The sequence below is a fragment of the Cellulosimicrobium funkei genome (assembly GCF_004519295.1).
GTDB classification, from domain to species: Bacteria; Actinomycetota; Actinomycetes; order Actinomycetales; family Cellulomonadaceae; genus Cellulosimicrobium; species Cellulosimicrobium funkei.
Genome location: NZ_SOZH01000001.1, coordinates 1 through 12,006, shown reverse-complemented (window position 1 = coordinate 12,006; position 12,006 = coordinate 1). Strand labels below are relative to the sequence as shown.

General features: G+C 75.2%; 14 protein-coding genes. 9 read left to right on the top strand and 5 right to left on the bottom strand.

Annotated features, from left to right (window positions below):
- Window positions 1-13 precede the first annotated feature (13 nt).
- A complete protein-coding gene (gene gcvH / locus E1O70_RS00075; RefSeq protein WP_021483687.1) occupies window positions 14-391 on the top strand; it encodes a glycine cleavage system protein GcvH in 378 nt (125 codons plus the stop codon).
- A gap of 75 nt (window positions 392-466) precedes the next feature.
- Here gcvH and E1O70_RS00070 read toward each other — a convergent pair whose 3' ends face one another.
- From E1O70_RS00070 to E1O70_RS00060, 3 genes are read right to left on the bottom strand one after another with little or no spacing between them, the layout of a single operon-like run.
- The gene (locus E1O70_RS00070) at window positions 467-1,036 is read right to left on the bottom strand and encodes a hypothetical protein (RefSeq protein ID WP_051027849.1); all 570 of its coding nucleotides are present in this window, start codon (window positions 1,034-1,036) and stop codon (window positions 467-469) included.
- Window positions 1,033-1,533, bottom strand: coding sequence for a pyruvoyl-dependent arginine decarboxylase (locus tag E1O70_RS00065; protein ID WP_043653117.1), 501 nt, complete (start codon window positions 1,531-1,533; stop codon window positions 1,033-1,035). The genes E1O70_RS00070 and E1O70_RS00065 overlap by 4 nt, the downstream gene beginning before the upstream one ends.
- Window positions 1,530-4,448, bottom strand: coding sequence for a response regulator (locus E1O70_RS00060; RefSeq protein ID WP_051027851.1), 2,919 nt, complete (start codon window positions 4,446-4,448; stop codon window positions 1,530-1,532). Before E1O70_RS00060 ends, E1O70_RS00065 begins: the two co-directional genes overlap by 4 nt.
- A gap of 70 nt (window positions 4,449-4,518) precedes the next feature.
- On the opposite strand from E1O70_RS00060, the gene E1O70_RS00055 reads away from it, so the two are divergent.
- The 6 genes from E1O70_RS00055 to E1O70_RS00030 all read left to right on the top strand — a co-directional run bounded on the left by E1O70_RS00055 (window position 4,519) and on the right by E1O70_RS00030 (window position 8,498).
- Window positions 4,519-4,914, top strand: a complete 396-nt coding sequence (locus E1O70_RS00055) for a response regulator (protein WP_043653120.1) — start codon at window positions 4,519-4,521, stop codon at window positions 4,912-4,914.
- Entirely contained in the window at window positions 4,911-5,264 is a 354-nt protein-coding gene (locus tag E1O70_RS00050; RefSeq protein ID WP_167496879.1) for an Hpt domain-containing protein, read from the top strand. The genes E1O70_RS00055 and E1O70_RS00050 overlap by 4 nt, the downstream gene beginning before the upstream one ends.
- Before the next feature lie 109 nt (window positions 5,265-5,373).
- A complete protein-coding gene (locus tag E1O70_RS00045; RefSeq protein ID WP_043653125.1) occupies window positions 5,374-5,667 on the top strand; it encodes a hypothetical protein in 294 nt (97 codons plus the stop codon).
- Window positions 5,668-5,837: 170 nt separating this feature from the next.
- Window positions 5,838-6,092 carry a helix-turn-helix domain-containing protein gene (locus E1O70_RS00040; protein WP_043653127.1) on the top strand — a complete coding sequence of 85 codons (255 nt, stop codon included), beginning with the start codon at window positions 5,838-5,840 and terminating at the stop codon, window positions 6,090-6,092.
- Between the two features lie 79 nt (window positions 6,093-6,171).
- Window positions 6,172-6,600: a (deoxy)nucleoside triphosphate pyrophosphohydrolase gene (locus E1O70_RS00035; protein ID WP_043653129.1), complete on the top strand. Its 429-nt coding sequence runs from the start codon at window positions 6,172-6,174 to the stop codon at window positions 6,598-6,600.
- A 71-nt stretch (window positions 6,601-6,671) separates the two neighbouring features.
- A complete protein-coding gene (locus E1O70_RS00030) occupies window positions 6,672-8,498 on the top strand; it encodes a lipase family protein (RefSeq protein WP_061269384.1) in 1,827 nt (608 codons plus the stop codon).
- Between the two features lie 52 nt (window positions 8,499-8,550).
- Here the strand turns inward: E1O70_RS00030 and E1O70_RS00025 are convergent, their stop codons facing one another.
- Window positions 8,551-8,934 (bottom strand): hypothetical protein, encoded by a 384-nt coding sequence (locus E1O70_RS00025; protein WP_061269385.1) that lies wholly within the window; start codon window positions 8,932-8,934, stop codon window positions 8,551-8,553.
- Between the two features lie 114 nt (window positions 8,935-9,048).
- On the opposite strand from E1O70_RS00025, the gene E1O70_RS00020 reads away from it, so the two are divergent.
- A complete protein-coding gene (locus E1O70_RS00020; protein WP_128957675.1) occupies window positions 9,049-9,471 on the top strand; it encodes a VOC family protein in 423 nt (140 codons plus the stop codon).
- 44 nt (window positions 9,472-9,515) lie between these two features.
- The gene (locus E1O70_RS00015) at window positions 9,516-10,826 is read left to right on the top strand and encodes an amidohydrolase (RefSeq protein WP_240696544.1); all 1,311 of its coding nucleotides are present in this window, start codon (window positions 9,516-9,518) and stop codon (window positions 10,824-10,826) included.
- Here E1O70_RS00015 and E1O70_RS00010 read toward each other — a convergent pair.
- Window positions 10,813-11,817: a DUF2510 domain-containing protein gene (locus E1O70_RS00010; RefSeq protein ID WP_240696543.1), complete on the bottom strand. Its 1,005-nt coding sequence runs from the start codon at window positions 11,815-11,817 to the stop codon at window positions 10,813-10,815. The genes E1O70_RS00015 and E1O70_RS00010 overlap by 14 nt on opposite strands.
- Window positions 11,818-12,006: the final 189 nt, after the last annotated feature.

Genomic DNA, 12,006 nt, shown 5'->3' with positions numbered 1-12,006 from the left:
GAAGGAGAACCCCATGACCGAGGCCCAGTTCCCGGCGCACCTGCAGTACACGGCCGAGCACGAGTGGATCGACGGCTCGACGCCCGCCGTCGTCGGGATCACCGCGACGGCCGCCGAGGCCCTCGGCGACATCGTCTACCTGGAGCTGCCCGAGGTGGGCGCCGAGGTGACCGCCGGGAGCGTCATCGGCGAGGTCGAGTCGACCAAGTCCGTGTCGGAGCTCTTCTCGCCCGTGACGGGCACGATCGTCGAGGTGAACCAGGCGGCGGTCGACGACCCGGCCGTCGTGAACTCGGACCCGTACACCGACGGCTGGCTGTTCAAGGTCGACGTCGTCGACACGGGCGACCTGCTCACCGCCGACCAGTACGCGGCGCACGTCGGCAGCTGACGACCCGGCCGGGGCGGCGCGGACCGCCCCGGCACAGGGTCGGCGGAACGTTCGGCGGAACGGCCGGCGGAACGGTCAGCGGAACGTCGTCGCGTAGTACGTCTGCTGGTCGACGGTCTCGACCTCGACGTCCTGCGTCCGCTCGAGGTGGCGGCGCAGGTTGTCCGCGAACCGCAGCGAGTCGTCGTTGAACCGCGACACGTCGTAGGCGCACACCACGCGGTTCTCCGCGAGGTGCGCGACGAGCGCGTCGATCATGTCCATGAACGTCCGGCTCGCCCGACGGCCCGGGTGGGCGAGCGTGAAGCCGATGTACCAGACGGCGCCGCGCGCCGCGTGCTCGGGGTAGCGCGCCGCGAAGAACTCCGGGCTCACCCACGGGACCGCCGCGAGGTCTGTCGCGAGCGTCGTCAGCCCGACGGCCGCGCCGTCGTCGTCGTGCGCGAGGAGCTTGAGGACCCGCGGGTCGCTCATCTCCTCGTCGAACTCCTCCCGGTGCAGCACGTGCCGGGCCGCCGCGCGCGTGCGCAGCGGCTCGAACGCCTCGAGGTAGAGCTCCCAGAACCGGTCGGCGAGCTCGCCGCCCACGGTCTGCTCGAACGTCACCGCGGCGCGCCCCGCGCCGGCGCGCGTCGGCGCCGTCACCGGGTCTCCCCGTCCCAGCCCTCGCGGCGGTACGCGGCGACGACGACGGAGCACACGGGCAGCGACTCGCAGCGCACCCCGGCGACCCGGCGACCGGCCGGGTGGAACCGGTTGCCGCGGGTCGCGGCCAGGTCCTCGAGGCTGAGCGTGAGGTCCAGCTCGAGCTGCTCGTGCGACGGCGCCTCGTGCTCCACGAAGAGACCGGCACCGCTGTCGTCGTCGCGCAGCGACCACGCCACGCCGGCCCACGCCTCGTGGCCGGGCATCACGGCGTGCGCCTCGGCGTACACGCAGTAGAGGAGGTCGCCGTGCCCGCCGTACCCCTCCTCGAGACGGTCCACCTCGACCACGCGGGACCCGGGCGGCACGACGGAGCTCAGCCGGACGAGGTTGAAGTCGCCGACGCCGGCATCCGTGAGCGCCGCGTCGAACGCGGAGAGCTCGGTCCTCCCCGTGCCCGTCCCGTGGCTCACGTAGATGATGGGTCCCGCGGTCATGTGATCTCCGTCCCTGAGGCTCTTGCCCCGTCGTCGTGCGCCGTGCCCCAGCGGCCCGCGGCCGTGTCCAGGAGGTCGAGCACGGGTTCCAGCAGCTTCTCGGGGGCGGTGCTCCCCTTGCGCAGGTAGACGGTATCTCCCAGCCGGAGGTCCGCACGCTCGTGCGCGTCCAGGCGGGCCCCGCTGTAGATGACGAGCGGGACCCGGCTCAGGCGGCCGTCCTGGCGGAGCGCGTCGACGACCTCGCGGCCCGCGCCGTCGGGCAGCGTGAGGTCGAGCACGACGAGCGCCGGGTCGTCGCCGCCCGCGAGCACCTCCAGCGCCTCGTGGACGCTGCGCGCCAGCGTGACGACGAGACCCGCGCCCTGCAGGACGGCCCGGACCACCTCGCCGACCTCCGGGTCGTCCTCGACGACGAGCACGTGCTCGTGGTGCGGGCGCAGGCTCACGGCCTCCTTGACGGTGCGCTCGAGCTCCGCGGGCGCGACCGGCTTGACGAGCCAACGGTCGGCGAGGGACGCCGTCGCCACGGCCTTCGAGGGCTGCGAGCCCGAGACGATGACGACGGGCACGTTCGCCGTCGCGGCGCTCCGGCGCACCCGGTCGAGCACGTCCTGCCCGTCGCGCCCCGGCATCGCGAGGTCGAGCACGACGGCGGCGGGCCGGGCGGCCTCGATGGCCGCGAAGGCGAGCGTGCCGTCGGTCACCCCGACGACGTCGTACCCGCGCGACTCCAGGACCGCGCGCAGCACGTCCACGACGTACGCGTCGTCGTCGACCACCACGACCCGGGGGCGCTGGTCGCCGGGCGCGGTCGCGGGCACGTCGTCGGCCGGGTCGAGGACCGGCTCCGGCCGGGGGAGGGTCGCGCGGAAGGTCGCGCCCATGCCCTCGCCGCGGCTCTCGGCCCAGATGCGGCCCCCGTGGCGCTCCACGATGCTCTGCGAGATCGCCAGGCCGAGCCCGCTGCCGCCCCGCTCGCGCGAGTCCGACGCGTCGACCTGCTCGAAGCGCCGGAACACCGCCTCGAGCTTGTCCGGCGGGATGCCGCGCCCCTCGTCCTCGACGCGGAGCTCGACCATCTCCCCGGCGGAGCGCGCGGACACGCGGACCGTCCCGCCCGGCGGGGAGAACTTCACGGCGTTGCTCAGCAGGTTGGTCAGCATCTGCACGACGCGGTCACCGTCGACGGCGACGACCTCGTCGGTGTCCTCCTGCACGATCTCGACGCCGGCGTCGCGCGCGAGCAGCCCGACCGGCTCCGCGGCCGTCGAGACGAGGTCGGCGACGCGGTGGTCGGCCCGCTCGAGCGGCGTCGTGCCCGAGTCCATGCGTTCGATGTCGAGGATGTCGTCCACGATCCGGTTGAGGCGGTCGCTGCTGGACCGCGCGACGTGCACCATGCGCGCCGAGCGCTCGGGGAGCGTGCCCAGGGCCCCGCTGTCGAGCAGGCCGAGCGCGCCGCGGATCGCGGTGAGCGGCGTGCGCAGCTCGTGGCTCACGACGGACACGAACTCGTCCTTGAGCCGCTCGACCTCCCGCCGGTCCGTGATGTCGCGGAACACGACGACCGCGCCCAGCGTGCGGCCGTCGTCCTTGAGCGGGCTCGCCGTGACCTCGACGGCCACCTCGGAGCCGTCCTCGCGGAGGTAGACGTCCTGCTCGGCGACCGCGGTGATGCCGTCGCGCACGGCCTCCCGGATGTAGCAGGAGTCAGCGGGATAGGGGTTGCCGTCCGCGTCGGGGGCGTGGAAGAGCGCGTGCGCGTCCCGGCCGATGAGCGAGTCGGGGCTCGCGCCGAGCGTGCGGGACGCCGCCGCGTTGACGAAGGTGACGCGGCCGTCGGGGTCGACGCCGTAGATGCCGTCCGCCACGGACTCGAGCGTCCGCGCGCGCTCGCCGGCGAGCGCGCGGAGCTGGGACGTGCGCTCCTCGACGCGTCGCTCCAGGCCGTGCAGCAGCGACTCGTTGTCGGCGACGACGAGGATCTGCCGTGCGACGACGGCGAGCAGCACGACGACCCACAGCGCGTTCGGGGCCCACGTGAAGCCCGTCGAGGACTGCACGACCCGGATCAGGGCGGCCGCGAGGAACAGGCAGAACGTCACGGTCGTGCCCAGGATCGCGGACCCCTGCGCCCGCTCGTCGGCCACCGGGCTGCCGCTCGCCGCCCGGTGCCGCGCGGCGAGCGCGATCATGAGGTACCCGCCGACCCACCCGACGTCGATCGGGCTGCCGAACGTGAACGTGCCGTCGGCCGAGAGCAGGGCGAACGCGACGTCGGCGACGGCGTAGAGCACGAACCCGCTGCCCACGAGCACGAGGGGCACCCGCTCGGAGGCGGTCGAGCGGGTCATCACGAGGACGGCGAAGGTCGCGAGCAGCGCGTCCACCACCGGGAGCGTGTACGCCGTGACGGCCGTGGTGCCGGTCGGCGGGGCCTCGGCCGAGCGGAGCGTCACCGCGTAGAGCGCGATGTACAGCACCGAGCCGCCGACGACGACGCTGTCGAGCAGCATCCGCCCGATCTCCTTGCCGCGCGGGCGCACGGTGGGGAAGAACGCGAGCCCGACGATGCCGAGGACCAGCGCGGCGATGTAGGCGTAGTCGCCCGTCGACGGGTTGTCGACCAGGCCCGCGTAGACGTTGCCGACGAGACCGACCACGCCGCCGAGCGCGAGCAGGCTCCACGCCCGACGCCGTCGGCCCGTCGAGCGTGCCGCGCGCCACCCGCAGCTCGCCGCAGCGATCGCCCCGGCGCTCACGATCGAGGCCTGCGAGACCGTGCGTCGCGTCTCGGCGTCGAGGGGGCTCGCGAGGACCGCGGCGAGGAGCACGAGGAGGACGCCGACCACCCAGCACCAGAGGACGAAGGGGTCGTGCGTCCGCTCCGCCGGTCCCCGCTGCCCCACCATGCGTCGAGCGTAGGGGACCGCCCGTGGGCGCGCGCTGCCGGGCACGGGCTTCTCGGCTAGCGTCGGGACGATGGACGCGGAAGGGCAGACCAGGCGGCGCGTGGTCGTCATCGACGACGACCCGTCGATCCGCGAGGTCGTCGAGCTCGCGCTCGACGTGGTGGGCGGCTACGAAGTGCACGTCGCCGCCGACGGGGACGAGGGCGCGGCGCTCGCCGAGCGCGTGCGGCCCGACGCGATCGTGCTCGACGTGATGATGCCCGTCGTGGACGGGCCCACCGTGCTCGCGCGCCTGCGGACGCGCCCCGCGCTGCGTGACGTGCCGGTCGTCTTCCTCACCGCCAAGGTCGGCGCGGGGGAGATCTCGCGCCTCGACGGCCTGGGCGCGGCCGGCGTCATCACGAAGCCGTTCGACGCTCTCGACCTCGCGGCCCGGCTGGGCGCGCTCCTCGGGTGGGAGCCGTGACGGCCGGGCCCGACGGCCGTGCGGAGGACCGGCTCGACGCCGCGCTCGTCGTGCTGCGGCAGCGGGCGCGCGCCCGGAACGCGGCCCGCGTCGAGGAGGCCGCCCGCCTCCTGGGGCCCGGGGCGGACGGCGCGGAGGAGCCCTCGGCCGAGGCCGTCCTGGAGGCTGCGGCGCTGTGCCACGCCGTCGCCGGGTCCGCCGGGACGTTCGGCGACGACGACACGACCGCGGCCGCGCGCGCGCTGGAGGCGGCGCTCCGCGGGGGCGACCTCGCCGCGGTGCCGGCACGTCTCCAGCGCCTGCGCGCCCTGACCGACGGCGCCCGGGAGGCCACGAACCCCGAGTCTTGAGCAAATCTTGAGGTTCTCCTGCGGCGGACGTGGGATTCCCCCGAGGACCGCGCACCAGGGTGGTGGGTGCCGAGGGGACGGTCCCCCGGACTGGCAGGGGGGTACTCCCATGATCGACACCGTGACGTCGCCCGACAGCCCGACCCGACGCGAGACCCGTGCGAGCCACGGGCCCCGCGTCCCGACGCCGACCTACCTCACGTCGGGACCGCAGGCGAGCATCGACGCCGCCATGGCAGCGCTGAGCGACACCGTCGAGCGCACGCTGCAGGAGGACCTCGCCCAGGGAATGCTCCCGACGGTCGAGCAGATGAGCGTGAGCGTCGTGACCCGTTCGACGGGTTCCGTCGAGGACTACACCGCGGTGGCGCTGCTGCTGCTCTCGTACCAGCACCTCGTCTGACCTGCACCGACGCCGCTCCGGCGGCGGGTTCGTCCGGGTCTGGACGAACGTCCTGAAACTCGTCGCGAGAAGTCGCGTCATGAAACGACTCCCGTCCCATCCCTTCAAGTAGCACCAACCGGAACTCGCCACGTGGGGATGACGTGACCGGAGAGCATCTGGAGGAGAACATGAGCACCATCGAGCTGGTCCGCCCCGTGGCGGCCCCGTCGGAGCGGATCGCCACGCCGATCGCTCCGCTGACCCGCCGGGAGCGGGTCGTCCTGTCGAACCTGTCTGAGGACGTCACGCTCGAGCAGATCGCCACCAAGCTCTTCGTCACGCGCAACACGGTCAAGTCGCAGGTCCGCAGCCTCTACCGCAAGCTCGGCGTCTCGACCCGTGCCGAGGCCGTGGCCTGGGCCCGGGCGGCCGGCCTGCGCTGACGAACGGGCCCGCGGCCCTCGCAGGCCGCGGTCGCGGTCGCGTCACCCGCACGTCACGACGCCGTGCGACACTCCGCGTATGACTCTGCGCAGACTGGTGGTGGCCGCGGCGATCGTCGACGATCTCGTCGCCCCGCGGCTCCTGCTCAGCGCGCGCCGGTCCCGTCCGTCGCACCTCGCGGGCCGCTGGGAGTTCCCCGGGGGCAAGGTCGACCCCGGCGAGACCCCGACGGAGGCGCTGCACCGCGAGCTCCGCGAGGAGCTCGGCGTGGCCGTGGAGCTCGGTGACGAGATCGTGGGCCCCGACCACGGGGCCTGGATCATCACCGACCGCCACGTGATGCGCCTGTGGTTCGCGCGGGTCACCGCGGGAGAGCCCCAGCCGCTCGTCGAGCACGACGAGCTGACCTGGCTCGACGCCGGGCGCTGGCTCGACGTGCCGTGGCTCGACGCCGACGTGCGCATCGTCGAGGAGGTCGCGCGCCAGGTGGCGCCCGAGGCGGTCTGACCGCCGACCCCTCCCGGCCTGCGCCACGCGCTCCGCGCGCGCCCTGCGGGACGCGTGGCTACGGTCGCGACGTGAGCCGAACCACCGCCCGGGCGCGCCGCGCGCTGCGCGACCTCGGGGACCGCCTGCCGCCCTGGGCCGCCGTCGTGCTCGGCGCCGCCGCGACCGCGCTCGGCGCCGCCGTCGTGCTGCGGCCGTTCGCCTCGCTCGCGGTCCTCGTCGTCGCGGTCGTCGCGGCGTTCGCCGTCCTCGGCGTCGCCGAGCTCGTCGGCGACGGCGGCGCGCCCCCGGACGCGCGCGGCCCCCGCGCCCTGCGCGTCGTGCGCGGGCTGCTGTTCCTCGCCCTCGCGGTCGCCGTGCTCGTGTGGCCCGCGCCGACGATCGGGGTCGTCGCGCTGCTCGTGGGCGTCGGCCTGGTCGTCGCCGGGGTCCTCGACGTGGTCGACGGCGTCCGGTCGTCCGGCACGGACCGCTGGGCCCGCGTGGCGGTGGGCGCGGCGTCCGTGCTGCTCGGCGCGCTCGCGCTCGTCTGGCCGGACGTGACCGTGCTCGTCGTCGCCGTGGTGCTGGGGGTGCGCCTCGTGCTGCTCGGCGTGCGGCTGCTGGTCGCCGGGCTGCGCCGTGCGCGCGCCGCGCGCCGTCCGCCCGACCCCGTCGCGGCGTCGTCGCGCCGGTCCCGGTCGGCGCGCCGCGGCCCGGCCGCGCTCGTCGGGGCCGTGCTCGCGTTCGTCGCGGCCGCGGGGCTCACGGGCGTGAGCGTCGCCGTGCAGCGCGCCGCGCCGCACGCCGACGCGTTCTACGACGCGCCCGACGCGCCCCCGGACGCGCCCGGGAGCCTGCTGCGGGCCGAGCCCTTCACGCGGCAGATCCCGGACGGGGCGACGGCCTGGCGCATCCTCTACACGACGACGCTCGACGAGGGGGAGCCCACCGTCGCGAGCGGCCTCGTCGTCGTGCCCGACGGCGTCGGGACGGACGGCGGAGCGCCGCCGCCCGTCGTCGCGTGGGCGCACGGCACCACCGGCTTCGCGCGCGGGTGCGCGCCGTCGGTGCTCGACGAGCCGTTCGAGTCCGGCGCGTTCTTCCTGCTCGACGACGTGCTCGCGCGCGGCTGGGCCCTCGTCGCGACCGACTACGCCGGGCTCGGCACGCCGGGACCGCACCCGTACCTCGTCGGCCAGGGCGAGGCCCGCTCCGTGCTCGACGCGGTGCGCGCCGCCCGCGCCCTCGGCGATGCGACGCTCGGCGAGCAGACCGTCGTGTGGGGCCACTCGCAGGGCGGGCACGCCGCCCTGTGGACGGGCGCCGTCGCGCCCGTGTACGCCCCCGACGTGCCGCTCGCGGGCGTCGCCGCGCTCGCTCCCGCGAGCGACCTCACGGCCATGGTGTCCCACCTGGAGAACGTGCCCGGGGGGAGCGTGTTCGCGTCGTACGTCGTGGCGGCGTACGACGCGGCCTACCCCGACGCGGACGCGATCGAGGCCGTGCGCCCGGGGGCGCGCCTCGTCGTGCACGAGATGGCGTCCCGCTGCCTGTCCGAGCCGGGCGCGCTCGTCTCCGTCGCCGAGGCGCTGTCCATGGACCAGCCGCTGTGGACGACCGACCCCACGGACGGCGCCCTGGGGGAGCGGCTCGCCGAGAACGTGCCGACGGGGGCGGTCGAGGCGCCGCTGCTCGTCGCGCAGGGGGCGTCGGACCCGCTGGTCCTCCCGAGCACGCAGGACGCGTACGTGGGGGAGCGGTGCGCGGCCGGGCAGCCGGTCGACTACCGCACGTACGAGGGGCGGGACCACGTCGGCCTCGTTCAGGCGGACTCGCCGCTCGCCCCCGACCTCGTGCGCTGGACCGAGGCGCGGCTCGCGGGCGAGCCGCCGACGCCGACCTGCGCCACCGGCTGACGCGTCGGCGTCGCCGTGTGCCGTGGCGCGGGCGGACGGCGGCCGACGGCTGTCAGGAGCGCTCGTCGTCCGCCGTGTCCGCCGTGTCCGCCGCGTCCCCCGCGTCCGCCGCGCCGGCGCGCGCCCGGAGCAGGCTCGCCACGTCGGCGAGCGTGTTGCCCACGGCCCGCGGGGCGCGGTCGGGCCGCAGGTAGCGCTCGTCGTCGTCCGGGGTGCCCACGGCCGGGCGAGGTGGCGCCGTCGGCTCGACCCCCGCCGGGGCGCCGGGCACGGCACCCGGCTCCGGGAGCCCCTGCACCACGCGGCCCCCGCCGGCCCGCCAGGCGAGCGTCGCGTCGACGAGGCGCCGGTACACCCCCGCGTCGAGCGGGTCGCGCAGCCACGCGTCGGCCGCCTCCGCGACGTGCCGCGCGAGGCGCCCGTCCTGGTCCGTCACGTCGTCTCCCGGTGGGTGGTGTGCCGTCGTCCGGTCCCATCCTCGCGTGCCGCGACCGCACCTGCTTGCGAGCGCGCGGGCGCGGCGCGACGGTGGCGTGCGGAGGTGGTCACCGTGGCCGGCACGTTCCCCCGGATCGCCCAGGTCGTGCTCGACACGACCGACGCCCGCGCGCTCGCGGAGTTCTACCGCGGCCTGTTCGGGCTCGAGTACCGCGCGGGCGACGAGCCGCCCGCCGCGGGCGAGCCCGACCCCGACGGCGCGGACTGGCTCGTGCTGCGCGCCGCACCGGGCGGGGTCCAGCTCGCGTTCCAGCAGGTGGGGACGCTCCCGCCCTCGACGTGGCCCGACGACGGCGTGCCCCAGCAGCTGCACCTCGACTGCACCGTGCCCGACGTCGCGGAGCTCGACCGGCAGCACGACCGCGCCCTCGCGCTCGGGGCGCGGCTGCTGCTCGACCGGTCCGACGACCCGGACGAGCCGCTGCGCGTCTACGCCGACCCGTCGGGTCACCCGTTGTGCCTCTTCGTGGGCTGACGCGCGCGGTCGCCGCCCGTCGCCGGGCGCGGGATCATGCGTGCATGACCGCGACCCCGATGACCACCGCCGAGCTCACCGACGTCTACACCGACCTCCACCGGCACCCCGAGCTCGCGTTCGCCGAGCACCGGACCGCCGGGATCGTCGCCGAGCGGCTGCGCGGCTGGGGGTACGACGTGCACGAGGGGATCGGCGGGACCGGCGTCGCGGGCGTCCTCGCGAACGGCGACGGACCGCGCGTCCTGCTGCGCGCCGACATGGACGGGCTCCCCGTCACCGAGCTCACCGGCCTGCCCTACGCCTCCACGGACACCGCGACCACGCCCGACGGCCACGAGTCCGGCACCATGCACGCGTGCGGCCACGACGTGCACGTGACGTGCCTGCTCGGCGCCGCGGCCGAGCTCGCCGCGCACCGCGACACGTGGTCGGGCACGCTCGTCGTCGTCTTCCAGCCCGCCGAGGAGGTCGGCGGGGGAGCGCGGGCGATGGTCGCGGACGGCCTGTTCGACCGGACCGGCGGACGTCCCGACGTCGTCCTGGGGCAGCACGTCATGCCCCTGCCCGTGGGCGTCGTCAACCTCACGGCCGGGCCGGCGATGGCCGCGACCGACTCGTTCCGCGTCACCCTGCACGGCAAGGGCGGCCACGGCTCCAGTCCCGAGTCGACCGTCGACCCCGTCGTCATGGCGGCCGCGACGGTCATGCGGCTCCAGGGCGTGGTGTCGCGGGAGGTGGGGGCGCGGGAGTCCGCGGTCGTGACCGTCGGGGCCCTGCGCGCCGGGACGCAGGCCAACATCATCCCGGGGTCGGCGGAGCTGCTCGTCAACGTCCGGTCCTTCACGCCGCAGGTGCGCCGTCGCGTGCTCGACGCGATCCACCGCATCGTCGACGCCGAGGCCGCGGCGTCCGGGGCGCCGCAGGCCCCGGAGTACGAGGAGGTCTCGACGTTCGACCTCATGGTCAACGACCCCGCTGCCACCGAGCGCACCCGGGCCGTCCTCGCCCGCACGCTCGACGAGCAGCACGACCGCATCGAGGCCGCGGGCGGGCGGGCCGCGGTCGTGTCGCTGCCGCCGCTGCCCGGCTCCGAGGACGTCGGCGACCTCGCCACGGCCGCCGGCGTGCCGCTCGTCTACTGGAACCTCGGCGGGTTCGACCCCGCGCTTTTCGCCGCGTTCGACCTGTCCACCGCGACCGGCATGGGCAACCTGCCCGACGGCGTCGCCCCGAACCACTCCCCGTACTTCGCGCCCGTCCCCGAGCCGACGCTCGACCTGGGCGTCGCGCTCCTCGTCGCCGCGGCGCGCGACTGGCTGCGCGCCGCGGAGGGTGGCCCTACTGGAGGGTGACGAACACTTCGTCGGAGAAGAGGCCGGGCGTCACGCGCAGGAGCCCGGGGTCCCCGGACGGGACGGCGATCGCCATCTTGCCCGTGGTGGTGCCGCCCGTGTAGAGCTCGTCGAGGCCGAGCTGAGGCTCCGGCGGGACCGCGACGGTGTCGTACGAGGTCAGGACCTCGCCGGTGCTCGCGACGTAGTCGATGTCGACCATCATGGCGTAGCCGGAGTCCGCGCCGGTGTAGGTGATCGTGGCATCGATGACCGCGTAGGTGAACCCCTCGGGGGGCGCCTCGTTGAACGTGTTCGCCGCCATGACCTCGTCCGTGGCGTCGAGCTGCACGCTGTTGATGGTGACGTCGAACTCGTCGCCGCTGATGACGCTGCCGAGCGGGACCGGGTTGTCGCGGCTGCCCGGCTCGGAGGCCGCCTCCTGCTCCGTGTCCGTCTCGGTCCCCTCCGCCGCGCCCTCGTCCTCGGCAGGCGCCGAGTCCTCGGCGTCCGGGGTGGTCACGGTGACGTCCGAGCCGCCGAAGGCCTCGTCCACCGAGTCGCTCACCACGGTGAAGAAGACGATGAACCCGACGATCGTCCCGACGACGGACAGGACGAGCGCCGTGACGACCGGCCACTTCTTACCCTGTACGAAGAACCCGATGATCGACAGGATGAAGGCGATCGGGAGCAGCACCCAGCCGATGATCAGCGCGCCGGGGATGCAGGCGAAGACGAACCCGACGACCGCGGCGGCCAGCGCCACCCACCCGAGGGGGTGGACCGTGCGGGCGGTGGCCGTCGTCGCGCCCGGGTAGGCGGCTCCGTAGGCTGCTGCCGAGGGGTCCCCGCCGGGGGCGCCGTAGCCGGTACCGGGAGCGGCCGGCTGGTTCTGCGGGGCCGGGATCGTGTGCTGCGTCCACGACGATCCGTCCCAGTACCGCTGGACACCGGTCCCGCTGCCGTCGTCGTACCAACCGGGTGCCGGAGAACCATCGGGCGTGCTCATGGGCACATGCTAGGTGGGCGTGGTGAGCGCCCCGGCACCGGTCGAGCGGAATTCACCCGGTCGTCCGGTCGACGGGCGTCGGGGTCAGGCGGACTTCTCGCGCGGGGTGCGGGCGCGCGCGGTCGTGGTGCGCGGCACGATCGTGGGATTGACGTTGTCCAGCACGACCTCACGCGTGATCACGACCCG

Bases quoted from the DNA above. Each gene is read 5' to 3' on its own strand.
- gcvH (WP_021483687.1), top strand. From the start codon at position 14: ATGACCGAGGCCCAGTTCCCGGCGCACCTGCAGTACACGGCCGAGCAC.
- E1O70_RS00055 (WP_043653120.1), top strand. From the start codon at position 4,519: ATGGACGCGGAAGGGCAGACCAGGCGGCGCGTGGTCGTCATCGACGAC.
- E1O70_RS00040 (WP_043653127.1), top strand. From the start codon at position 5,838: ATGAGCACCATCGAGCTGGTCCGCCCCGTGGCGGCCCCGTCGGAGCGG.
- E1O70_RS00045 (WP_043653125.1), top strand. From the start codon at position 5,374: ATGATCGACACCGTGACGTCGCCCGACAGCCCGACCCGACGCGAGACC.
- E1O70_RS00015 (WP_240696544.1), top strand. From the start codon at position 9,516: ATGACCGCGACCCCGATGACCACCGCCGAGCTCACCGACGTCTACACC.
- E1O70_RS00060 (WP_051027851.1), bottom strand. From the start codon at position 4,448: ATGGTGGGGCAGCGGGGACCGGCGGAGCGGACGCACGACCCCTTCGTC.
- E1O70_RS00010 (WP_240696543.1), bottom strand. From the start codon at position 11,817: ATGAGCACGCCCGATGGTTCTCCGGCACCCGGTTGGTACGACGACGGC.
- E1O70_RS00065 (WP_043653117.1), bottom strand. From the start codon at position 1,533: ATGACCGCGGGACCCATCATCTACGTGAGCCACGGGACGGGCACGGGG.
- E1O70_RS00035 (WP_043653129.1), top strand. From the start codon at position 6,172: ATGACTCTGCGCAGACTGGTGGTGGCCGCGGCGATCGTCGACGATCTC.